The 20,245-nt window shown below is 71.9% G+C and carries 22 protein-coding genes; 6 read left to right on the top strand and 16 right to left on the bottom strand.

Annotated features, from left to right (window positions below; translation table 11 throughout):
• Position 1: 1 nt before the first annotated feature.
• Positions 2-859: a menaquinone biosynthetic enzyme MqnA/MqnD family protein gene (locus IG88_RS0118860; protein WP_031042241.1), complete on the bottom strand. Its 858-nt coding sequence runs from the start codon at positions 857-859 to the stop codon at positions 2-4.
• 292 nt (positions 860-1,151) lie between these two features.
• Here IG88_RS0118860 and IG88_RS0118855 point away from each other — a divergent pair, with 292 nt between their 5' ends.
• A complete protein-coding gene (locus IG88_RS0118855; protein ID WP_004984723.1) occupies positions 1,152-1,355 on the top strand; it encodes a cold-shock protein in 204 nt (67 codons plus the stop codon).
• A 146-nt stretch (positions 1,356-1,501) separates the two neighbouring features.
• Positions 1,502-2,149: a class I SAM-dependent DNA methyltransferase gene (locus tag IG88_RS0118850; protein WP_031042237.1), complete on the top strand. Its 648-nt coding sequence runs from the start codon at positions 1,502-1,504 to the stop codon at positions 2,147-2,149.
• Here IG88_RS0118850 and IG88_RS0118845 read toward each other — a convergent pair.
• Positions 2,133-4,091 (bottom strand): AMP-dependent synthetase/ligase, encoded by a 1,959-nt coding sequence (locus tag IG88_RS0118845; RefSeq protein ID WP_031042226.1) that lies wholly within the window; start codon positions 4,089-4,091, stop codon positions 2,133-2,135. The two genes, IG88_RS0118850 and IG88_RS0118845, sit on opposite strands and share 17 nt — an antisense overlap.
• Positions 4,092-4,321: 230 nt before the next feature.
• On the bottom strand, positions 4,322-5,608 hold the full coding sequence (locus tag IG88_RS0118840) for an acetyl-CoA C-acetyltransferase (RefSeq protein ID WP_031042223.1): 1,287 nt from the start codon (positions 5,606-5,608) through the stop codon (positions 4,322-4,324).
• A 150-nt stretch (positions 5,609-5,758) separates the two neighbouring features.
• Between IG88_RS0118840 and IG88_RS0118835 the strand changes: the two genes are divergently transcribed.
• Entirely contained in the window at positions 5,759-7,051 is a 1,293-nt protein-coding gene (locus IG88_RS0118835; protein WP_031042220.1) for a 3-oxoacyl-ACP reductase, read from the top strand.
• The gene (locus IG88_RS0118830) at positions 7,051-7,929 is read left to right on the top strand and encodes a MaoC/PaaZ C-terminal domain-containing protein (RefSeq protein ID WP_031042219.1); all 879 of its coding nucleotides are present in this window, start codon (positions 7,051-7,053) and stop codon (positions 7,927-7,929) included. Before IG88_RS0118835 ends, IG88_RS0118830 begins: the two co-directional genes overlap by 1 nt.
• On the opposite strand, the gene IG88_RS0118825 is transcribed toward IG88_RS0118830, so the two are convergent.
• Both IG88_RS0118825 and IG88_RS0118820 read right to left on the bottom strand, forming a co-directional pair.
• Positions 7,917-8,630, bottom strand: a complete 714-nt coding sequence (locus IG88_RS0118825) for a TetR/AcrR family transcriptional regulator (RefSeq protein ID WP_031042217.1) — start codon at positions 8,628-8,630, stop codon at positions 7,917-7,919. The two genes, IG88_RS0118830 and IG88_RS0118825, sit on opposite strands and share 13 nt — an antisense overlap.
• 167 nt (positions 8,631-8,797) lie before the next feature.
• Entirely contained in the window at positions 8,798-9,670 is an 873-nt protein-coding gene (locus tag IG88_RS0118820) for an aldo/keto reductase family oxidoreductase (protein WP_031042215.1), read from the bottom strand.
• A gap of 130 nt (positions 9,671-9,800) precedes the next feature.
• On the opposite strand from IG88_RS0118820, the gene IG88_RS0118815 reads away from it, so the two are divergent.
• The gene (locus tag IG88_RS0118815; RefSeq protein WP_031042213.1) at positions 9,801-10,271 is read left to right on the top strand and encodes a winged helix-turn-helix transcriptional regulator; all 471 of its coding nucleotides are present in this window, start codon (positions 9,801-9,803) and stop codon (positions 10,269-10,271) included.
• Positions 10,272-10,424: 153 nt separating this feature from the next.
• Here IG88_RS0118815 and IG88_RS0118810 read toward each other — a convergent pair whose 3' ends face one another.
• The 10 genes from IG88_RS0118810 to IG88_RS0118770 form a co-directional block, all read right to left on the bottom strand.
• Positions 10,425-11,786, bottom strand: a complete 1,362-nt coding sequence (locus IG88_RS0118810) for a dicarboxylate/amino acid:cation symporter (protein WP_031042211.1) — start codon at positions 11,784-11,786, stop codon at positions 10,425-10,427.
• A gap of 78 nt (positions 11,787-11,864) precedes the next feature.
• Positions 11,865-11,966: a putative leader peptide gene (locus tag IG88_RS45135; RefSeq protein WP_324609006.1), complete on the bottom strand. Its 102-nt coding sequence runs from the start codon at positions 11,964-11,966 to the stop codon at positions 11,865-11,867.
• 139 nt (positions 11,967-12,105) lie between these two features.
• Positions 12,106-12,405 carry a DUF4229 domain-containing protein gene (locus IG88_RS0118805; protein ID WP_031042209.1) on the bottom strand — a complete coding sequence of 100 codons (300 nt, stop codon included), beginning with the start codon at positions 12,403-12,405 and terminating at the stop codon, positions 12,106-12,108.
• A gap of 98 nt (positions 12,406-12,503) precedes the next feature.
• A complete protein-coding gene (locus IG88_RS0118800) occupies positions 12,504-13,028 on the bottom strand; it encodes a GNAT family N-acetyltransferase (protein WP_031042206.1) in 525 nt (174 codons plus the stop codon).
• 16 nt (positions 13,029-13,044) lie between these two features.
• A complete protein-coding gene (locus tag IG88_RS0118795) occupies positions 13,045-13,686 on the bottom strand; it encodes a UdgX family uracil-DNA binding protein (protein WP_031042204.1) in 642 nt (213 codons plus the stop codon).
• Between the two features lie 202 nt (positions 13,687-13,888).
• Positions 13,889-15,052, bottom strand: a complete 1,164-nt coding sequence (gene mqnE, locus IG88_RS0118790) for an aminofutalosine synthase MqnE (protein ID WP_031042201.1) — start codon at positions 15,050-15,052, stop codon at positions 13,889-13,891.
• Between the two features lie 47 nt (positions 15,053-15,099).
• Positions 15,100-15,555: an Lrp/AsnC family transcriptional regulator gene (locus tag IG88_RS0118785; protein WP_030401669.1), complete on the bottom strand. Its 456-nt coding sequence runs from the start codon at positions 15,553-15,555 to the stop codon at positions 15,100-15,102.
• Positions 15,556-15,647: 92 nt separating this feature from the next.
• Positions 15,648-16,301: a UbiX family flavin prenyltransferase gene (locus tag IG88_RS0118780; RefSeq protein WP_031042198.1), complete on the bottom strand. Its 654-nt coding sequence runs from the start codon at positions 16,299-16,301 to the stop codon at positions 15,648-15,650.
• 55 nt (positions 16,302-16,356) lie between these two features.
• Positions 16,357-17,265, bottom strand: coding sequence for a menaquinone biosynthesis prenyltransferase MqnP (gene mqnP / locus IG88_RS0118775; RefSeq protein WP_037836191.1), 909 nt, complete (start codon positions 17,263-17,265; stop codon positions 16,357-16,359).
• Positions 17,266-17,279: 14 nt separating this feature from the next.
• Positions 17,280-18,737 (bottom strand): menaquinone biosynthesis decarboxylase, encoded by a 1,458-nt coding sequence (locus tag IG88_RS0118770; protein WP_031042193.1) that lies wholly within the window; start codon positions 18,735-18,737, stop codon positions 17,280-17,282.
• Between the two features lie 90 nt (positions 18,738-18,827).
• Here IG88_RS0118770 and IG88_RS0118765 point away from each other — a divergent pair, with 90 nt between their 5' ends.
• On the top strand, positions 18,828-19,136 hold the full coding sequence (locus IG88_RS0118765) for a PLD nuclease N-terminal domain-containing protein (RefSeq protein ID WP_031042190.1): 309 nt from the start codon (positions 18,828-18,830) through the stop codon (positions 19,134-19,136).
• A 24-nt stretch (positions 19,137-19,160) separates the two neighbouring features.
• On the opposite strand, the gene IG88_RS0118760 is transcribed toward IG88_RS0118765, so the two are convergent.
• Positions 19,161-20,245, bottom strand: a 1,085-nt coding sequence (locus IG88_RS0118760) for an RICIN domain-containing protein (RefSeq protein ID WP_037836177.1), incomplete at its 5' end; no start/stop codon positions are given.

Genomic DNA, 20,245 nt, shown 5'->3' with positions numbered 1-20,245 from the left:
GTCAGGGCCGCAGTGGCTGGAGCAGCTCGACCTTCACGTCCGCGGGGAAGCCGGTGGTGGGGCCGACACGGCGGGCGAACTCGGTGACCGCCTCCAACTGCGGGGCGCCGAAGCGGAAGTCGAGCGTGGTGAAGTACCTGGCGAGGGTCTCCTCGTCGAAGGCTTCCCAGCGCGCGGCCTGCTCGGCGACCTTGTCCACCTCTTCCAGGGAGAGGTCGCGGGAGGCGAGGAAGGCCTCGTGCACCTTGCGGGCGATGACCGGCTCGCGCTCCGCGTAGTCCCGCCGGACCGCCCAGACGGCGAAGACGAACGGCAGGCCCGTCCACTCCTTCCACAGGGCGCCCAGGTCGTGCACCTGGAGGCCGTAGCGGGGGCCGTCGATCATGTTGGCGCGCAGGGCCGCGTCCCCGATCAGGACGGCCGCGTCGGCCTCCTGCATCATCAGGCTCAGGTCCGGCGGGCAGGTGTAGTAGTCCGGCTGTACGCCGAACCGTTCCGCCAGGAGGAGCTGGGCGAGCCGTACGGAGGTGCGCGAGGTCGAGCCCAGGGCGACCCGGGCGCCGTCGAGCCGCTCCAGCGGGACCTGCGAGACGATCACGCAGGACATCACCGGGCCGTCGCAGCCGACGGCGATGTCGGGAAGGGCGACGAGGTCGTCAGCGTTCTTGAGGAATTCGACCAGGGTGACGGGACCGATGTCGAGATCACCGCGCACCAGTTGCTCGCTGAGCTTCTCCGGGGTGTCCTTCGTCAGCTCGAAGTCGAGGAGCGTGCCTGTTCTCGCGAGCCCCCAGTAGAGGGGCAGGCAGTTCAGGAACTGGATGTGGCCGACGCGCGGCCGGGTGCGAGAATTGTCCACATCGCGAGGCTAGCCCTCCCCCGGGTTCCGCCCGTCGCCGACCCCCGGCGTCAGCCGAACGGCGCAGGGGTTCAAACGTTCGGGTGAAGTGATCTTGACCTCTGTTGCGCGGGGGGCCCTGCGTGCTAGGCTCACAGCAAGTTGCAGTTTGGTTTCCCTTGCAGTACAGAGCCTGCGGAGCATGTGACCGCGGGCTCTCGTCGTTCTCAGACGTATGCAGTTGTGCGGCATTCAAAGTCTTCACACTTGCTGGTTCTGGAGCAGGGCAACCCTTTGAGCCCAAGGAGGGCTTATGGCTACCGGAACCGTGAAGTGGTTCAACGCCGAAAAGGGCTTTGGTTTCATCGCCCAGGAAGGCGGCGGCCCCGACGTCTTCGTCCACTACTCCGCGATCAACGCGACCGGCTTCCGGTCCCTCGAGGAGAACCAGCAGGTGTCCTTCGACGTCACGCAGGGCCCCAAGGGTCCGCAGGCGGAGAATGTCACTCCTGTCTGATTGACAGCAGTACCCAAGGAGCCCCGCGCCGGTTTCGGCGACGGGGCTCCTGCCCTTTCGCGGCGCCCTCCGTCCGTGAATTCTCCGTGAATTCCCGCCGGAGCTTTTGGGGCCGGCTGTCAGTGGCTGCCCCTAGGGTCCCTCCCATGACCACCGACCCCGCCTTCGTGGCCACCACCAGGACCTTCTACGACGCCGTCGCCGAGGACTACCACGCCCGCTTCCGCACCGTGCTGGACGACTCCCCGCTGGACCGGGCGCTGATGGGCGCCTTCGCCGAGCTGGTGGGACCGGGGGGCGAGGTGGCCGACCTCGGCTGCGGGCCCGGGCTGGTCACCGCGCACCTCGCCTCGCTGGGGCTGCGCGTCTTCGGCCTCGACCTGTCGGCCTCGATGCTCGCGATCGCGCGCCGCGAGAACCCGGGGCTGCGCTTCGAGCAGGGGTCCATGCTGGAGCTGGACCTGCCGGACGGCGCCCTCGCGGGGGCCGTCTCCTGGTACTCCTCGATCCACACGCCGTGGGAGCGGTTGCCGGACCTCTTCGCCGAGGTCGGGCGGGTGCTGGCACCCGGCGGGCACCTGCTGCTCGGCTTCCAGGCCGGCGACGAGCCCCGCCGTCACGACCGGCCGTGGGGCCACCCGGTCGCCCTGGACTTCCAGCGGCGGCAGCCCGACCGGATGGCGGAGCTGCTGGAGCGGGCCGGTTTCACCGTGCTGTCCCGGACGGTGCGCGTTCAGGAGACGGACCCGTCCGCACCGCTCCCGCCGGCCGCCTGTCTCATCGCCCGCCGCTGATCCCCGCGCCGTCCTGCCCCTCGTACAGCCCCTCCACGGCCGCCGCGAAGTCCCGCATGATCACGTCGCGGCGCAGTTTCATGGAGGGGGTCAGGTGGCCCTCCCACTCGGTGAAGTCCCTGGGCAGGATCGCGAAGCGGCGGATGGACTCCGGGCGGGAGACCAGCTTGTTGGCCTCGTCGACCGCCCGCTGGAGCACCGCGTGCACCTCCTCGTCGTCCACCAGCAGCTCGGGCGGCACGGGGTGCTTGCCGTTCATGCGGCGCCAGTGGGTGAGGCCGTCGGGGTCGAGGGTGAACAGGGCGGAGACGTAGGGGCGGCGGTCGCCCAGCACGAGGCACTGGGAGATCAGGGGGTGGGAGCGCAGCCAGTTCTCCAGCGGGGCGGGGGCGACGCTCTTGCCGCCCGCGGTGATCAGCAGCTCCTTCTTGCGGCCGGTGATCGTCAGGTAGCCCTCGTCGTCCAGGCTGCCGATGTCGCCGGTGGCGAACCAGCCGTCGGGTGCGGCCGGGACGACGCCGCCGGCCTGCGGGTCCCAGTAGCCGTGCAGGACCTGCTCCCCCGAGACGAGGACCTCGCCGTCGGCGGCGATGCGCACGCGGGTGCCGGGCAGCGGCCAGCCGACGGTGCCCAGGCGCGGTTTGAGCGGCGGCGTGACGGTGGCCGCGGCGGTGGTCTCGGTGAGGCCGTAGCCCTCGAAGATCTCGATGCCGGCCCCGGCGTAGAAGGCGGCCAGGCGGCGGCCGAGCGGGGAGCCGCCGCAGATGGCGTACTTGACCCGGCCGCCCATGGCGTTGCGTATCTTCCGGTAGACCAGCGGGTCGTAGAGGGAGCGGGCGGTCCTCAGGCCGCGGCGGGGGCCGCCGCCGGTGCCGGTCTGGCGGGCCTCCCTGGCCTCGCCGTAGCGCACCGCCACCGAGACCGCGCGGTCGAAGGCCGCGGCCCGGCCGCCGGACTCGGCCTTGGCGCGGGCGCTGTTGAAAACCTTCTCCAGCATGTACGGGATGGTCAGCAGGCAGGTGGGGCGGAAGGCCGCCAGGTCGGGCAGCAGGTCCTGGGGCTTCAGGCTCGGCGCGTGGCCCAGGCGCACCCGGGCGCGGACGCAGGCCACGGCGACCATGCGGCCGAAGACGTGGGACATCGGGAGGAAGAGCAGGATCGAGGGCTCCTCGCCGGTCTCCGCCTTGAAGACGGGGTAGAGCAGCTCGATGGCGTTGTCGACCTCGGCGAAGAAGTTGCCGTGGGTGAGCGCGCAGCCCTTGGGGCGGCCGGTGGTGCCCGAGGTGTAGATCAGGGTGGCCAGCGTGCTCGGGCCGAGCATGCCGCGGCGCACCTCCACCTCCGCGTCGGGCACCCGTGCGCCCAGCTCCGCGAGCCGCTCCACGTGCCCCTTGTCCATGACCCACAGGTGCTTGAGGTCGGGGATGCGGTCCAGCTCGGGGCCGAGGGCGGCGGCCTGCGCGGTGGTCTCGGTGACCAGGGTGACGGCGCCGGAGTCCTGGAGGATCCAGCGGGTCTGGAAGAGGGAGGAGGTGGGGTAGACCGGGACGGTGACCAGCCCCGCCGCCCACGCGGCGAAGTCCAGCAGCGTCCACTCGTACGTCGTCCGCGCCATGATCGCGACGCGGTCGCCCGGCGCCAGCCCCTCCGCGATCATGCCCTTGGCGACCGCCAGCACCTGCCCGGCGAACTCGGCCGCCGTCACGTCGGACCAGTCCCCCTCCGCCGAGCGGCGGCTGAGGACGACCTGCCCGGGGACGGCCGCCGCGTTGTCGAAGGGCAGGTCCGCGAGGGACCCGCGGCGCACCGGGGGCGCGAACGGCGGTACGTACGCCTCCCGTACGACCCCGTCCAGCTTCCGCGTCTCGGGTGCCACGAGGGTGGGGCCGGGCGCGTCGGCGTAGGCGGCGGACGGGGCGAAGGAGGGAAGCGGGGTGGACACGGGCGGCTCCTGGGACGTGCGGCAGGGACACCGCTCCTGCGGTCGCTGCTCTGTCGCATGACGTACGTGCCTCGGGCGCCGAGGCGTTCAACGCCGGTCCCGCGGACAGGGGGCGGGGGTTACCGGCGGTCAGTTCCGGGATCGTACGGCGCCCGCGTGGGGACTTGGTGCGGGTTCGGGGACGGTCCCGGGCCGGACCTGTGCAGTGTTGACGGTTACCTGAGGGTAGGTCACGTTCGTTCCAGTATGGCCGTGACGCCCTGGCCGCCCGCGGCGCAGACGGAGATCAGGCCGCGTCCCGGGCCCTCCCGCTCGGCGAGCAGGGTGGCCAGGGTCGCCACGATCCGGGCGCCGGTCGCGGCGAAGGGGTGGCCGGTGGCGAGGGAGGAGCCCGCCACGTTCAGACGGCCCCGGTCCACCGGCTCCAGGCCCCGCTTCTCCCAGGCGGCCAGCGTGGCCAGCACCTGGGAGGCGAACGCCTCGTGGATCTCGACGAGGTCGAAGTCTCCCATGCCGAGCCCGGCCCGCTCCAGCATCCGCGGGACCGCGTACGCCGGGGCCATCAGCAGCCCGTCCTCGCCGCCCGCGACGTCCCCGCCGGCGAAGTCGACGGCCGCCGTCTCGTACGCCGTGAGGTACGCCAGGGGTTCGATCCCCCGGGCGCGCGCCCACTCCTCGCTCGCCAGCAGCACGGTGGCGGCGCCGTCGGTCAGGGGCGTGGAGTTGCCCGCGGTCATCGTGGGGTCCGGGGCGTCGAGGCCGAACACCGGCTTGAGCGCGGCCAGTTTCTCCACCGTCGAGCCGGGGCGCAGGTTCTGGTCGCGGGCCAGGCCGCGGAAGGGCACCACCAGGTCCTGGAAGAGGCCGCGTTCGTAGGCGGCCGCCAGCCGCTGGTGGCTCGCGGCGGCCAGCGCGTCCTGTTCCTGACGGGTGATGCCCCAGGCGCGTGCGGTGACCGCGGCGTGCTCGCCCATCGACAGGCCGGTGCGCGGCTCGGCGTTGCGCGGGATGTCGGGGACCAGGTGCCCCGGGCGGATCCTCGCCAGCGCCTTCAGCCGCGCGCCGGCGGTCTTCGCCCGGCGGGCCTCCAGGAGGATGCGGCGCAGGCGGTCGTTGACGCCGAGCGGGGCGTCGCTCGCCGTGTCGGCGCCGCCCGCGACCGCCGACTCGGTCTGGCCGAGGGCGATCTTGTTGGCGGCGGCGATCACGGCCTGGAGCCCGGTGCCGCAGGCCTGCTGGATGTCGTAGGCGGGGGTGCGCGGGTCGAGGGCCGAACCGAGGACCGTCTCGCGGGCGAGGTTGAAGTCGCGGCTGTGCTTGAGGACCGCGCCGGCCACGAACTCGCCGACGGCGCCCGGCTCCTGGAGGCCGTGCCGTTCGACCAGCGCGTCGAGGGCCGCGGTGAGCATCTCCTGGTTGGAGGCGGTGGCGTAGGGCCCGTCGGAGCGGGCGAAGGGGACGCGTGCGCCGCCGAGGACCGCGACGCGGCGCGCGGGCTGCGCTGCCAGAGGGCTCATCTCGACCTGCTCCTCACCCGTGACGTAGGCTTACCTCCGGTAACCTTACTCCAGAGTAAGCAGTTGTGGGCACGGCGTGCGCGGGAGCACCACAACCGGCCGCACCACAACCGGCCTCTGGACCACGTCGCAGCCGCCTGGGAGACAGACATGGCCGACCGCTACCTCAGCTTCACCGGCACCGCACCCGGCCGTTTCCTCACCCGCCGGCTGGGTCTGCCCCAACCCGCCGAGCTGCGGCGCGACGCGCTCGACGGCGGCCTGCTCCACCTCACGGCCGGGAAGACCGGCCTCGACCTCGCGCCGGTCCTGGCCCGCACCGGCCTCGCCGCCGACGCGGACGGCCGCCCCGCCGCCGTCGTCCTCGACGCCACCGGCGTACGCGACGTCGCCGCGCTCGCCGACGTGCACGCCGCCCTGCACCCCGTCGTGCGCTCCGTCGCCGCGAGCGGCCGCGTGGTGGTGCTCGGCGCCCCGCCCGCCGTCGCCGACCACCACCAGGCCGCCGCCCAGCAGGCGTTGGAGGGGTTCACCCGCTCGCTGGGCAAGGAGATCGGGCGGGGCAGGACGGTCAACCTCGTACGGCTCACCGAGGCGGCCCCCGCCGAGTCCACCCTCCGCTTCCTCCTCTCCCCCGCCTCCGCCTACGTCAGCGGCCAGGTCATCGAGGTCGCAGCGTTGGGCGGGGACCAGCGGCCCGACGACTGGGACCTGCCCCTGGCCGGGCGCACCGCCCTGGTCACCGGTGCCGCCCGGGGCATCGGCGCCGCCGTCGCCGAGACGCTGGCCGGGCAGGGCGCCCAGGTCGTCGTCCTCGACGTGCCGCAGGCCGAGGACGCGGCCCGCCGCGCCGCCGAACGCCTGGGCGGCACCGCCCTCGCCCTCGACATCACCGCCGCCGACGCGGGCGAGCGCATCGCCGAGGCCCTGCCCGGCGGACTCGACGTCCTCGTCCACAACGCCGGCATCACCCGCGACCGGCGCCTGGTCAACATGCCCGCCGAACGCTGGAGTTCGGTCCTCGACGTCAACCTCGCGAGCGTCCTGCGCACCACCGACGCGCTGCTCGCCGCGGGCGCGGTCAACCGGGGCGGGCGGATCGTTGCGACGGCCTCCATCGCCGGGCTCGCGGGCAACGCCGGGCAGACCAACTACGGCGCCAGCAAGGCGGGCATCGTCGGCCTGGTCCGCTCGCTCGCGCCGCGTGCGTTCGACGAGCACGGGGTGACGGTGAACGCGGTGGCGCCCGGGTTCATCGAGACGAAGATGACGGCGGCGGTGCCGCTCTTCATCCGCGAGGCCGGCCGCCGGATGAACTCCCTCGCCCAGGGCGGCCTGCCCGTCGACGTCGCCCGGACCACCGCCTGGCTCGCCCACCCGGCCTCCGGAGCCGTCAACGGCCAGGTCGTACGGGTCTGCGGCCAGAGCCTGCTGGGGGCCTGATGACCACCGCGGCCCCGACCACCCGCACCCTCACCGGCGTCCCCGCCCTCCCCCCGCTCCTCGCCCGCGGTGCCCTCCTGTCGCCCCTCAAGCGGCCCCGCCCGGACGCGGACCTCCCCCGCACCCGGCTGGTCCTGCCCGGCCTGCGCGTGGACCTCGCGCGACTCTCGGCGTACGAACGCGCGTGCGGGTTCGCGACCGGCGCGGACGCGCTTCCGGTGACGTATCCGCACGTGCTCGGCTTCCCGCTGGCCATGCGGTTGATGAGCGCCCGGGACTTCCCGCTGCCCCTGCTCGGGCTCGTCCACACCTCGATCGGCATCACCCGGCGCACCGCCATGCCCGCGCACGCCGCTTACTCACTCGCCGTGCACGTCGAGGGACTCGCCCCGCACCGGCGGGGCACCGAGGCGACGGTGGTCACGGAGGTGCGCACCGGCGCCGACCTCGTGTGGGAGTCGCGCAGCACCTACCTCGCCCGGCACCGCACCGACGCCGCCGCCCGCCCCTCCGACGCCCCGTCCGGTCCCCGCGACCCCCTCCCCGCCCGCGCCGAGTGGCGGCTCGCCGGGGACGTCGGACGCCGCTACGGCGCCGCCTCCGGGGACCGCAACCCGATCCACCTGCACCCGCTCACCGCCCGCCTGTTCGGCTTCCCGCGGGCCATCGCGCACGGCATGTGGACCGTGGCCCGCTGCCTCGCCGAGCACGGGGCACCGGACGCGGCCGTGGTACGGGCCCGGTTCCGGGCGCCGGTGCTGCTGCCCGGGACGGTGGTGTACGGCGCGGAGGACGGCGCGGGCGGGCGGTTCGAGCTGCGCGGCGCCCGCGACGGGCGGCTGCACGTCTGCGGCGATGTCGCGCCCTACCCCGCCTGAACCGGGACCGCCCCGCCCGGCGCCTCCTCCGGCTCCGGCCCGGACTCCTCCGGCTGGGGCTCCTCCGGCTCGGCCCACGGGCGGCCCGCCATCAGGTCGCCCAGACCGGCCCAGGCGAAGTTCATCAGGGTGGCCGCCGCCTGCTTGGCGGTGACCCCCTCGGTGGCGCCCGCCCAGTCGGCGAGCGACTCGGCGGCACCGACCAGGGCCTCGGCCAGCCCGGCGACCTCGCCCTCGGCCAGATGCGGGTCCCGGTGCGCGTCCCGCGCCGCGGCGGCGATCAGGTGGGTCACGAACGCGACGATCTCCTCGCGCATCGCCGCCACCTCGGCGGCGAACCGCTCACCGTGCGTACGGGCGTGCAGGTGCAGCATCCGCCAGGCGTCCGGATGCCGCGCGGTGTGGGTGAAGAACGCCCGCAGCCCCGACCAGAGTTGCCCGTCGGCGGACAGTCCCGGACGCACGCCGGCCCGCACCGCCTCGGTGAGGGCGCGGGCCTCGCGGCCGATGCAGGCGCTGAAGAGGTCGTCCTTCGAGTTCAGGTACAGGTACACCAGCGGCTTGGACACGCCCGCCAGTTCGGCGATCTCGTCCATCGACGCCGCCATGTACCCGCGCCGGCCGAAGACGCTGACGGCGGCGTCCAGCATCTGCTGCTCACGGACCGCACGCGGCATCCGCTTGGTCTTCCCTGCACCCATGCGGTTCAGCGTACGGTCCGTGCGGCGGTGTCCCGGACGACCGCGCCCGGAACCCGGGTGGTCAGGCGGCGACCGGAACCGCCTCCGCGTCCTGCCGGTCCCGCCCCGGCTCGTGGCTTCGGCCGTGGTTTCGGCCGTGGCTTGTGAGTCGTTCAGCTCCGGGGCATTCAGCGGCCGATGTCGTCCAGCTCCGTCAGGTCCTCGTGGGAGAGGGAGAGCCCTGCACCGGCGATGTTCTCGCGCAGGTGTGCCGTCGATGACGTGCCGGGGATGAGCAGGACGTTCGGTGATCGCTGCAGCAGCCAGGCCAGTGCGACGGACATCGGCGTCGCCTCCAGTCGAGCGGCGACCGCCGAGAGCGCCGAGGACTGAAGCGGGGTGAAGCCCCCGAGGGGGAAGAAGGGCACGTAGGCGACGCCGTCGGCGGCGAGCCGGTCGATGAGCTTGTCGTCGTGGCGGTGGGCGAGGTTGTACATGTTCTGCACGCACACGATCGGCGCGATGCCCTGTGCCTCGGCGATCTGCTCCTCGGTGGCGTTGCTGACCCCGAGGCGGCGGATCAGGCCCTGCTGCTGGAGTTCGACGAGCGTCTCGAACGCCTCGGCGAGCGAGCCGGGCTGGGGACCTTCGGCGTTGCCGAGTCGGAGGTTGACCAGGTCGAGTACGTCGAGCCGGAGGGACGTGAGGTTGTCGTGGACCTGGCGGCGAAGATCTTCGGGCCGCCGGGCCGTGGGCCAGCCACCCTGTTCGTCGCGCATCGCGCCCACCTTGGTCACGATGTGCAGCGACTCGGGATAGGGGTGCAGCGCCTCGCGGATCAACTCGTTGGTGACCCGCGGCCCGTAGGCGTCGCTGGTGTCGATGTGGGTGATACCGAGGTCGACCGCGTCACGCAGAACGGCCAGGGCACCCTCGCGGTCGGCGGGCGGCCCCATGACCCACGGCCCGGCCAGTTGCATGGCGCCGTAGCCGAACCGGGTGACGGTCAGGTCGCCCAGGGTCCAGGTGCCGCCGGGAAGGGAGAGGGACGGTGTGCTCATCTTGGTGCCTTTCGTCGTGCACTGGGGGTGGCGCCTGCTGCCTCCCTGCCATCAGCATTGGAGAGAAACTTCCTGTCGGGAAGTAGGCACTCTGGAGTGCGTAACCACCCATCGGCGAGAGGCGAGGTCAGTGGCGACGACGAAGGCGGCCCAGAAGAGGGCTCGGGCCAAGGTGGAGTACAACGCGTTCCTGGCAGGGTGCCCCAGCCGGCAACTGCTCGACCGGATCTCGGACAAGTGGGTCGTCCTGGTCCTGTGTGCGCTGGGCAGCGACGACAGCCCCGGCCCGCCCGGTGCGGCACACGCGGACACTCCGACTCCGGCTCCGACTCCGGCTCCGAGGTCGATGCGTTACTCCGAGATCGCTCGCCTTTTGGCCGGGGTCAGCCAGAAGATGCTGACCCAGACGCTACGGTCGCTGGAACGCGACGGCCTGCTCACCCGTACCGTGACGCCGACCGTCCCTGTCACCGTCTCCTACGAGCTGACCGACCTCGGCCTCTCGCTCCACCACGTGACGCGCGGGCTCAGGAGCTGGGCGCAGACACACATGGCCGAGGTCCTCACACACCGCGACCACTACGACGCTCGCACTCCCTGACGATTCCGACGACTGCGAGAATTCTGACGATTCCCGTCCAACCGCCCGGAGGCTGACAGAAGTTCGCCCCGTACCCGGCGGTGCGGACGTCCGTGCAGAAACCGACGCCCCGCACCAGGTGTGCGGGGCGTCGTCCGTTCCGGGAGTCAGCGATCAGGCGGCCACGGCCACCGGCTTCTGCTCGTCCACGTCGACGGGCGCCGAGGCCACGCTGTTGAACTTGTCGCGGTCGAGGATGCCCTCACGCGCCGACACGATCAACGGTGCGACCACTTGGCCGGCGACGTTCGTCGCGGTGCGCATCATGTCCAGGATCGGGTCGATGGCGAGCAGGAGGCCGACGCCCTCCATGGGCAGGCCCAGGGTGGAGAGGGTCAGGGTGAGCATGACCGTGGCGCCGGTGAGGCCGGCCGTGGCGGCGGAGCCGACCACCGAGACGAAGGCGATCAGCAGGTAGTCGCCGACCCCGAGGTCGATGCCGAAGATCTGCGCGACGAAGATCGCGGCGATCGCCGGGTAGATCGCGGCGCAGCCGTCCATCTTGGTCGTCGCGCCGAACGGCACGGCGAAGGAGGCGTACTCCTTCGGGACGCCGAGGCGCTCGGTGACCTTCTGGGTCAGCGGCATGGTGCCGACCGAGGAGCGGGAGACGAAGGCGAGCTGGATGGCGGGCCAGGCGCCCTTGAAGAACTGGAGCGGGCTGGCCTTGGCGACGGTGGCGAGCAGCGCCGGGTAGACCCCGAACAGCACGATCGCGCAGCCGACGTAGATGTCGGCGGTGAAGGTGGCGTACTTGCCGATGAGGTCCCAGCCGTAGGTGGCGATGGCCTTGCCGATGAGGCCGACGGTGCCGAGCGGGGCGAGGCGGATGACCCACCACAGGGCCTTCTGGAGGAGTTCGAGGACGGACTCGCTCAGGTTGAGGATCGGCTGGGCCTTCTCGCCGAGCTGGAGGGCGGCGATGCCGGCGACGGCGGCCATGAAGACGATCTGCAGGACGTTCAGCTCGGTGAACGGCGTGATGACGTCGGTCGGCACGATGCCGGTCAGGAAGTCGATCCAGGAACCGGTGTGCTCGGGCCGGGCGCCGTCGGCCGGGGTGAGACCGGTGCCGGAGCCGGGGTTGGTGACCAGGCCGATGACGAGGCCGATGGCCACCGCGATCAGCGACGTGATCATGAACCAGAGGAGGGTGCGGGTCGCCAGGCGGGCCGCGTTGTTGACCTTCCGCAGGTTGGTGATCGAGACGAGGATCGCGAAGAAGACCAGCGGGGCGACGGCCAGCTTCAGCAGGCCGATGAAGGTGTCACCGACCTTCTCCAGGGTGGTGACCAGCCAGGATATGTCCTGGCTGCGGGCCAGCCAGCCCAACAGGACACCGAGGACGAGACCGCCGAGTATCTGGGCCCAGAAGGGGACCTTGAGGTACTTCGGGAGCTTCGGGGACTTTGCGGGCTGCGGGGACTGCGTGGGCTTCGCGGCGGAAGACGCAGAGGACTCTGAGGACACGGACATGCTCCGTAGGGGGCGGGACGCGGGACGGGGTGCGGGATGCGCTGAGCTGACGTGGGGACGACTGGATGAGGGGGAACGTCAGGGGCGACAGTTCGCGGACGCGTTCCGACAGAGGTCCACGTGCAGGCGCGCCACGAGCGCGAGGCGCTGCGGTGTGCGGGGCGCGGCTGCTTGCTTCATGCGCACGACTTTAACACCGGAGCTTTGGGACACTCAAAGCCATACTTTGAGAGGCCGGGGCGCACCCTCGCCCACAGAACGCAAAGCGCCCCGGTTTCCGGTGAATTCGGAAGCCGGGGCGTGTGGTGCGTGACGGACGTTACGAGGTCTGGCCCTGCGCCCGTACGGCGTCGTCGGCGCTGTCCTCCTGGCCGCGGTTGGCCTCCAGGTTGGCCTTCATGCGGGTGACCCGGCCCGCGACCTGCTCCGAGGCCCGGTCCCGCTCCTTGCGCAGCGCGACGTAGCTGATGGGGGCGGAGACCAGCAGGGAGAGCAGGAGGATCCACATGCCGTTGGAGTCGCCCAGGCCGCGCGGGAACACTCCGGCGTAGACGAGCCCCCAGACGACCACGAGGCAGCCTGCGAAGATCCCGAGGCGCATCAGCGTGTAGCGGAGCATCTCAATCCACTCTTCCGTTTCTGGCACAAAGAGGCACGGTCCAGTGAAACATGCCGGGCCGCCGGTCTTGCAGGGGGGTCGGCCGGAGGGGCCGGAGGTCACCCGAGGGGCAGCAGCAGGAAGACGTCGTCCCGGTCGTCACCGGGGGCGACGCGGATCGCGCCGGGCACGCGGCCGACCTCCTTGTAGCCGCAGGACTCGTAGAACCGCTCCAGGCCGCACCCGCCCCGGCAGGTGAGCCGGATCGCCTCGACGCCCTCGCAGGTGCGGGCGGCGTCCGCCGCGGCGGCCATCAGGTCCCGGCCGTAGCCGCGGCCCTGGTGGCGCGGGTGGACCATGACCGTGTAGAGCCACAGCCAGTGCCGCATCAGCCGGTGCGTGTTGAGGGCGAGGAACGCGGCGGCGGCCACCCGCCCCTCCTCGTCGTGGCCGACGAGCAGCCGGGTACGCCCCTCGGCCATGCCCACCAGGTGCTTGACCAGCTCGGGGCGGATGTCCTCCCGCGTCACCGGCGGGACGAAGCCCACGGAACCACCGGCGTTGGAGACGTCGGTCCACAGGTCGAGGACGCCGTCACGGAGGTCGCGGGTGACGGGCGGATCGAAAGTGAAAGTAAGGGACACACGCACATGGTAGCCCTTACCCGAGTGCCTGTGCGGCGATTTTCAGGTCGGAGACCAGCCCCCGGTAGGCCCCGTCCCGGTCGTCGGCGCGCAGTACGGCTGACGGGTGCACGGTCGGCACGAGCCGTTCCGTACGGCCGTGGATCTCCTCCTCCAGCACCGTGCCGCGCACCCGTGTGACGCGGAACGACGAGCCGAGCAGCGCCTTGCCCGCCGTGGCGCCCAGCACCACGATCAGCTCGGGCGCCACCCGGTCCAGTTCGGCGGCCAGCCAGGGACCGCAGGCGGCCGTCTCGCGCAGGGTGGGCGCCTTGTGGATACGGCGCTTGCCGGGCTCGGCCCGCGTGAACTTGAAGTGCTTGACGGCGTTGGTGACGTAGGCGTCCGCCGGGTCGAGGCCGGCTTCCGCCAGCGCCCGGTCGAGGAGGTGCCCTGCGGGGCCGACGAAGGGTTTGCCCTGCCGGTCCTCCTGGTCGCCCGGCTGCTCGCCGACGAGCATGACGCGGGCGGACGCCGCGCCGGCACCGAAGACGGTCCGGGTGGCGTCGCGGTGCAGGGGACAGCCGCGGCAGTCGGCTGCCGCCCGGCGCAGGGCGGACAGGCCGCCGCGCCTTGGCACGAAGGGTTCTGCGGTGTAGGCGTCCTCGGTACCGGCCATGCGGTGCGGGTACCCGCCGGGGGCGGTTCGGACCCGTGCCGGGTGCGGGTGGCCGGAGGCCGGCCGCACCCGGCACCCCGCGCCCCTCAGCGGCATGCCCGCAGCGCCTGCTCACAGGCGCCGGGACCGTCCCGGCCCAGGGGCGCCGGGAACCGCGCGGGCAACCCACCACGCACCCGCACTCGACACGCGACCGCGGACGTCACACCCGCATCGGCTGCGGTGCCTCCCGGCGCGCCGGGTCGGGACCCTCGTACTCCCGGAGGATCTCGTACCGCGTGTTGCGCTCGACCGGCCGGAAGCCCGCGTCGCGGATGAGGTCCAGGAGGTCCTCCCGCGTCAGCTTGTTCGGCGTGCCGAAGTCGTCCGCGTCGTGCGTGATCTTGTACTCGACGACCGAGCCGTCCATGTCGTCCGCGCCGTGCTGGAGGGCGAGCTGGGCGGTCTGGACGCCGTGCATGACCCAGAAGACCTTGACGTGGGGGACGTTGTCGAACAGGAGGCGCGAGACGGCGAAGGTCTTCAGGGCCTCCGCGCCGGTCGCCATCTGCGTACGCGCCTGGAGGCGGTTGCGGATCTTCCCGTCCTTCATGTCCACGAAGTCGTGCTGGTAGCGCAGCGGGATGAAGACCTGGAAGCCGCCCGTCTCGTCCTGCAGCTCACGCAGGCGCAGCACGTGGTCCACGCGGTGGCGCGGCTCCTCGATGTGGCCGTAGAGCATGGTGCAGGGGGTCTCCAGGCCCTTCTCGTGGGCCAGGCGGTGGATGCGGGACCAGTCCTCCCAGTGGGTGCGGTGGTCGACGATGTGCTGCCGCACCTCCCAGTCGAAGATCTCCGCGCCGCCGCCGGTCAGCGACTCCAGACCGGCGTCGATCAGCTCGTCGAGGATGTCGGAGGCGGACATCCCGGAGATGGTCTCGAAGTGGTGGATCTCGGTGGCCGTGAAGGCCTTGAGCGCGACGTCCGGCAGCGCTGCCTTCAGTTCGCGCAGCGAGCGCGGGTAGTAGCGCCACGGCAGGTTGGGGTGCAGGCCGTTGACGATGTGCAGCTCGGTGAGGTTCTCGCCCTCCATCTCCTTGGCGAGCTTCACCGCCTCCTCGATGCGCATCGTGTACGCGTCCTTCTCCCCCGGCTTGCGCTGGAAGGAGCAGTACGCGCAGGAGGCGGTGCACACGTTGGTCATGTTGAGGTGGCGGTTGACGTTGAAGTGGACGACGTCGCCGTTCTTCCGCGTCCGCACCTCGTGCGCGAGGCCGCCGAGCCAGGCGAGATCGTCCGACTCGTACAGCGCGATGCCGTCCTCGCGGGTCAGCCGCTCACCGGAGCGGACCTTCTGCTCCAGCTCGCGCTTGAGCCCGGCGTCCATGCGATACCTCTTTCTGAGACAGACGGATCAACCGTACGCCTCCGTGACTAGACCTCTTCGGGCAGCTCGCCCACCCGGTTCTCCCACTTGGTGGAGAGCACGATGGTGGTACGGGTCCGGGACACGCCCTTCGTGCCCGACAGCCGCCGGATGATGCTCTCCAGCCCGTCCACGTCGGCGGCACGCACCTTGAGCATGTAGGAGTCGTCGCCGGCGATGAACCAGCAGTCCTCGATCTCCCGCAGCTCCTTGAGGCGCTGGGCCACGTCCTCGTGGTCGGCGGCGTCGGAGAGCGAGACGCCGATGAGGGCGGTGACGCCGAGGCCGAGCGAGGCGGCGTCGACGGTGGCCCGGTAGCCGGTGATGACACCGGCCGCCTCCAGCCGGTTGATGCGGTCGGTGACGCTGGGTCCCGAGAGCCCGACCAGGCGCCCCAGCTCCGCGTAGGAGGCCCGGCCGTTCTCCCTGAGGGCCTGGATGAGCTGCCTGTCCACCGCGTCCATGCGATCGAAGCCTTCCACTGAAGAGTTCTGAAGATGTGGGTAACAAACGGGTGAGTCACGAGCATGTGGGGGAAGTGGTGCTGGGGCGGCGCTCAGCCGGTGGGGCGGGCCCCGCCGAGGTCGCCGCGCCAGCGGCGGTAGAGGCCGTGCCCGACGCCCGCCGCGTCCAGGACGCGTCCGGCGACGAAGTCCACCAGGTCCTGGATGTGCGTCGCCCCCGCGTAGAAGGCGGGGGAGGCGGGCACGACGCGCGCGCCGGCGTCGTCCAGGGTCACCAGGTGCCGCAGCGTCCGGCCGTCCAGCGGGGTCTCCCGTACGGCCACGACGAGCCTGCGGCGTTCCTTGAGCGTCACGCTCGCGGTGCGCTGGAGCAGGTCCTTGGACAGCCCGAGGGCGACGCCCGCGACGCAGGCCGTCGACGCGGGCACGATGATCATGCCCTTCGTCGGGTACGACCCCGAGGACGGCCCGGCCGCGAGGTCGCCCGCGCTCCAGTGCCGTACGCCGCGGACGTCCGCGTCGACGAAGGTGTCCGGCTTGCCGTCGGCTCCGCGGGCCAGCCACTCGCGCAGGTCCTGCTGCCAGTGGGCGTCGCGGAAGGAGATGCCGGTCTCGTCGAGCAGGGTGAGCCGCGAGGCCCGGCTGACCACCAGGTCGACGCTCTCGCCGGCGGCGAGCAGCGCACGGAGCACGGCGGCGGCGTACGGGGTGCCGGACGCCCCGGACACCCCCACGATCCAAGGCACGCGCTCCGTCTGTCCTGGCTTCATGATGCCGAGCCTAGTCGCAGGCTCCGGGTTTTCAGACCGTGAGGCCCCGGACCAGCAGATCCAGCAGCGCGCACACGAACAACGCGATCCCGATGAAGCCGTTGACCGAGAAGAACGCCCTGTTGAGGCGGGTCAGGTCGGTGGGGCGGACGATGGTGTGCTCGTAGACGAAGGCACCCGCGACGATCACCAGGCCGAGCCAGAAGAAGGCGCCGGCGTCGGTGGCGAGGGCGTACCAGACGAACAGGGCCGTGGTGAGGGTGTGGCAGGCGCGGGCGCCCCGGATCGCGGCGGGGACGCCGAAGCGGGCCGGGACGGACTTCACGCCCACCTGCCGGTCGGTCTCGACGTCCTGGCAGGCGTAGATCAGGTCGAAGCCGCCGATCCAGACGCCGACCGCGAGGCCGAGGATCACGGCCTCCCAGGACCACTCGCCCGTGATCGCGAGCCAGCCGCCGACGGGCCCCATGGCCTGCGCGAGACCGAGGATGGCCTGCGGGAAGTTGGTGAACCGCTTGCCGTACGGGTAGACCACCATCGGCACGACGGCCACCGGGGCGAGGGCCAGGCAGAGGGGGTTGAGCAGGGCCGCGGCGCCGAGGAAGACGACGAGGGCGACCAGCGCGCCGGTCCAGGCGTGCCTGACCGACATGGCGCCGGTGACCAGTTCGCGGTGGGCGGTGCGGGGGTTGCGGGCGTCGATCTCGCGGTCGATGATCCGGTTGACCGCCATGGCAAAGGTACGCAGGCCCACCATGGCGATCGTGACCAGGAGCAGCCGGCCCCAGTGGATGTTCTCGTCCCACCGGTACATCGCGGTCAGCGCGGCGATGTAGGCGAAGGGCAGCGCGAACACCGAGTGTTCGATCATCACCAGACGCAGGAACGCCGGAACACCCCCGCGTTTGCGGGGAGCATGGTTCGCGCTGCCCTCACCCAGGACGGCTTCGCTGCTCACAGCCCGTACTCCTTCCAGCGTCGCGTCACCCGATCGTGTGTCTCCGGGTCGGACAGCACCATGTCCGGCCAGCCCCCGTCGCGGGTGTACCCCTCCTCGGGCAGTTTCTTCGTCGCGTCGATGCCCGCCTTGCCGCCCCAGAACTGCTGGTAGGAGGCGTGGTCGAGGTGGTCGACCGGCCCTTCCACGACGGTGAGGTCGCGGGCGTAGTCGGTGTTGCCGAGCGCCCGCCAGGCGACCTCGTGCAGGTCGTGGACGTCGCAGTCGGAGTCGACGACCACGATCAGCTTGGTCAGGGACATCATGTGCGCGCCCCAGATGGCGTGCATCACCTTCTGGGCGTGCTTGGGGTACTTCTTGTCGATCGAGACGATCGCGCAGTTGTGGAAGCCGCCGGCCTCGGGCAGGTGGTAGTCCACGATGTCCGGGACGATGATCTTGAGGAGCGGGAGGAAGAAGCGCTCCGTGGCCCGGCCGAGGGGACCGTCCTCCGTCGGGGGCCGCCCGACCACGATCGACTGGAGCAGCGGACGCTTCCGCATCGTCACGCAGTCGATCTTCAGGGCGGGGAAGGGCTCCTGCGGGGTGTAGAAGCCGGTGTGGTCGCCGAAGGGGCCCTCGGGGAGCATCTCGCCCGGCTCCAGCCAGCCCTCGACGACCACCTCGGCCTGCGCGGGGACCTGGAGCGGGACCGTCTTGCAGTCGACCATCTCGATGCGCTTGCCCTGCAGGAACCCGGCGAACAGGTACTCGTCGATGTCGCCGGGGAGCGGGGCGGTGGAGGCGTAGGTCACGGCGGGCGGGCAGCCGAAGGCGATCGCGACGGGCAGGCGCTCACCGCGGCGGGCGGCGACCTGGTAGTGGTTGCGGCTGTCCTTGTGGATCTGCCAGTGCATGCCGATGGTGCGCTTGTCGTGGCGCTGGAGGCGGTAGAGGCCGAGGTTGCGGATGCCCGTCTCGGGGTCCTTGGTGTGGGTCAGGCCCAGGTTGAAGAAGGAGCCGCCGTCGTCCGGCCAGGTGAAGAGGGCCGGCAGGCGCTCCAGGTCCACGTCGTCCCCGGTGAGGACGACCTCCTGGACGGGCGCGCTGCCCGGCTTCACCTTCTTCGGCGGCACGTGCGTCATCGAGCCGAGCTTGCCGAATGCCTCGCGCACGCCGACGAAGCCCTGGGGCAGCTCGGGGCGGAGCAGACCGCCGATCTTGTCCGAGATCTCGGAGTACGACTTGAGGCCGAGGGCCTTGAGCAGGCGGCGGTCGGTACCGAAGACGTTCATCGCGAGGGGCAGGTCGGAGCCCTTCACGTTCTCGAAGAGCAGCGCCGGGCCGCCGGCCTTGTTGACCCGGTCGACGATCTCCCCGATCTCCAGGTACGGGTCCACCTCGGCCTTGATGCGCTTGAGGTCGCCCTCGCGCTCCAGTGCCCTGAGCAGGGAACGAAGATCGTCGTAAGCCATGCCGTCCAGTATCCCCGAGCGGCTACCCTGGCCCTGTACCTGGGGGCCGTGACGCGTCCCCTACCCCTCGCTTCCCGCTGGAGAGGCCCCATGCTCCGGGTGCTGATGTTCCTCGTGCCACTGGCCCTGAGCGTCTACGCGTTCATCGACTGCATCAGCACGAAGGACGCCGACATCCGCCACATGCCCAAGCCGCTGTGGGCGATCCTCGTGCTGCTCTTCCCGCTGGTCGGCTCGATCTCCTGGATCATCGCCGGCAAGAAGCGGCAGCCCGCCGGCTCCTCCTCCTGGCAGGGCGGCGGCGGGCGGCGCCAGTGGGTGGCGCCGGACGACAACCCCGAGTTCCTGAAGTCCCTGGAGAAGGACGACGAGAAGGACGGGGACAAGGACAAGGACTAGGGCTGGATCAGGGCCCGGCCAGGGCTAGGACCTGGTCCAGCGCTGGGCCGCCGAGCCCGTGCAGGTCTGCATCGTGAGCGGGCCGTAGCGGGCGGCCTGCAGGCACGCCCCGGAGTCCGTGTTGACCACGGCGCCCCGCGGACCGAGGCGCCAGTTCTGGCGGTCTCCCCCGCAGGTCTCCAAGTGGAGCGCCCCGTAAGTGCTCAGGCAGTTGCCCAGTTCGCGGTGGGCGAGGCGGGTGCCCCGCAGGCTCCAGGTGGCGTTCGCACTGCTGCAGGAGCCCAGGCCGACGTTGGCGTAGTAGGGGCTGCTGCCCACGCCGTTGAGGCACTGGCCGGTCGACGCGTTGCGCAGGGTGAAGCCGCCCGCCGGGGGTGGTTTCACCACGGTGTCCGTTGCGTCCGGCGAACCGCTCCCCCCGCCCTCGCCCGCGCCGCCGCCCGCGCCGGTGCCGGTGTCCCGTCCGCCGTCGCCCTTCCCCCGCGTCCCGCCGTCGCCGGAGCCGGCGTCCGCCGCCCCGGAGGCGGGCGCCGACTCCTTCTTCTCTGTCTCCGGGTCCTTCGACGAGGACGCGTCGGCGGACGGCGACGGCTTGGCGGAGCCCGTGGCGGTTCCCGTGGGGGTCGCGGGTGCGGAGACCGTGACGGAGGCGGAGGGTCCGGGGCCTGCGGCGTCGTCGGCGTCGGTGACGTGGGGCAGGAGCTGGAAGGCGAGGGTTCCGCCCGCGACGACGACCACGACGGGGACGAAGACGGGCAGGACGCGGTTGCGGCGGCGCTCCTTGCGCTCCTTGCGGGGTTTGCCGGGCCTGCCGGGCCTGTCCCCGGCGGCGGGCTCGGGGCGCCGCGCCACCACGGGCTCGGGCTCGGGCAGCGGCTCGGGACCGGGCTTCGGGCCCGGTGCCGTCGTGGGTGCCGGTGGCGGCAGGTCCACGGGATCGGGGGTGCGTGCCGCGAAGGCGGCGCGTTCGGCGAGCCGCTCGGTGATGCCGTCCGGCCACAGCGGGGACTCGTACGGGCCGTGCCGCTCGGCGGCGTCCAGCAGTTCGGCGGCGGTCGGGCGGCCCTCGTGGTCCTTGTCCAGGCAGGACGCGACCACACCCGCGAGTT

This window comes from Streptomyces sp. NRRL F-5650 (assembly GCF_000721365.1).
GTDB classification, from domain to species: domain Bacteria; phylum Actinomycetota; class Actinomycetes; order Streptomycetales; family Streptomycetaceae; genus Streptomyces; species Streptomyces ardesiacus.
This window is presented reverse-complemented; position numbering and strand designations above follow the sequence as displayed.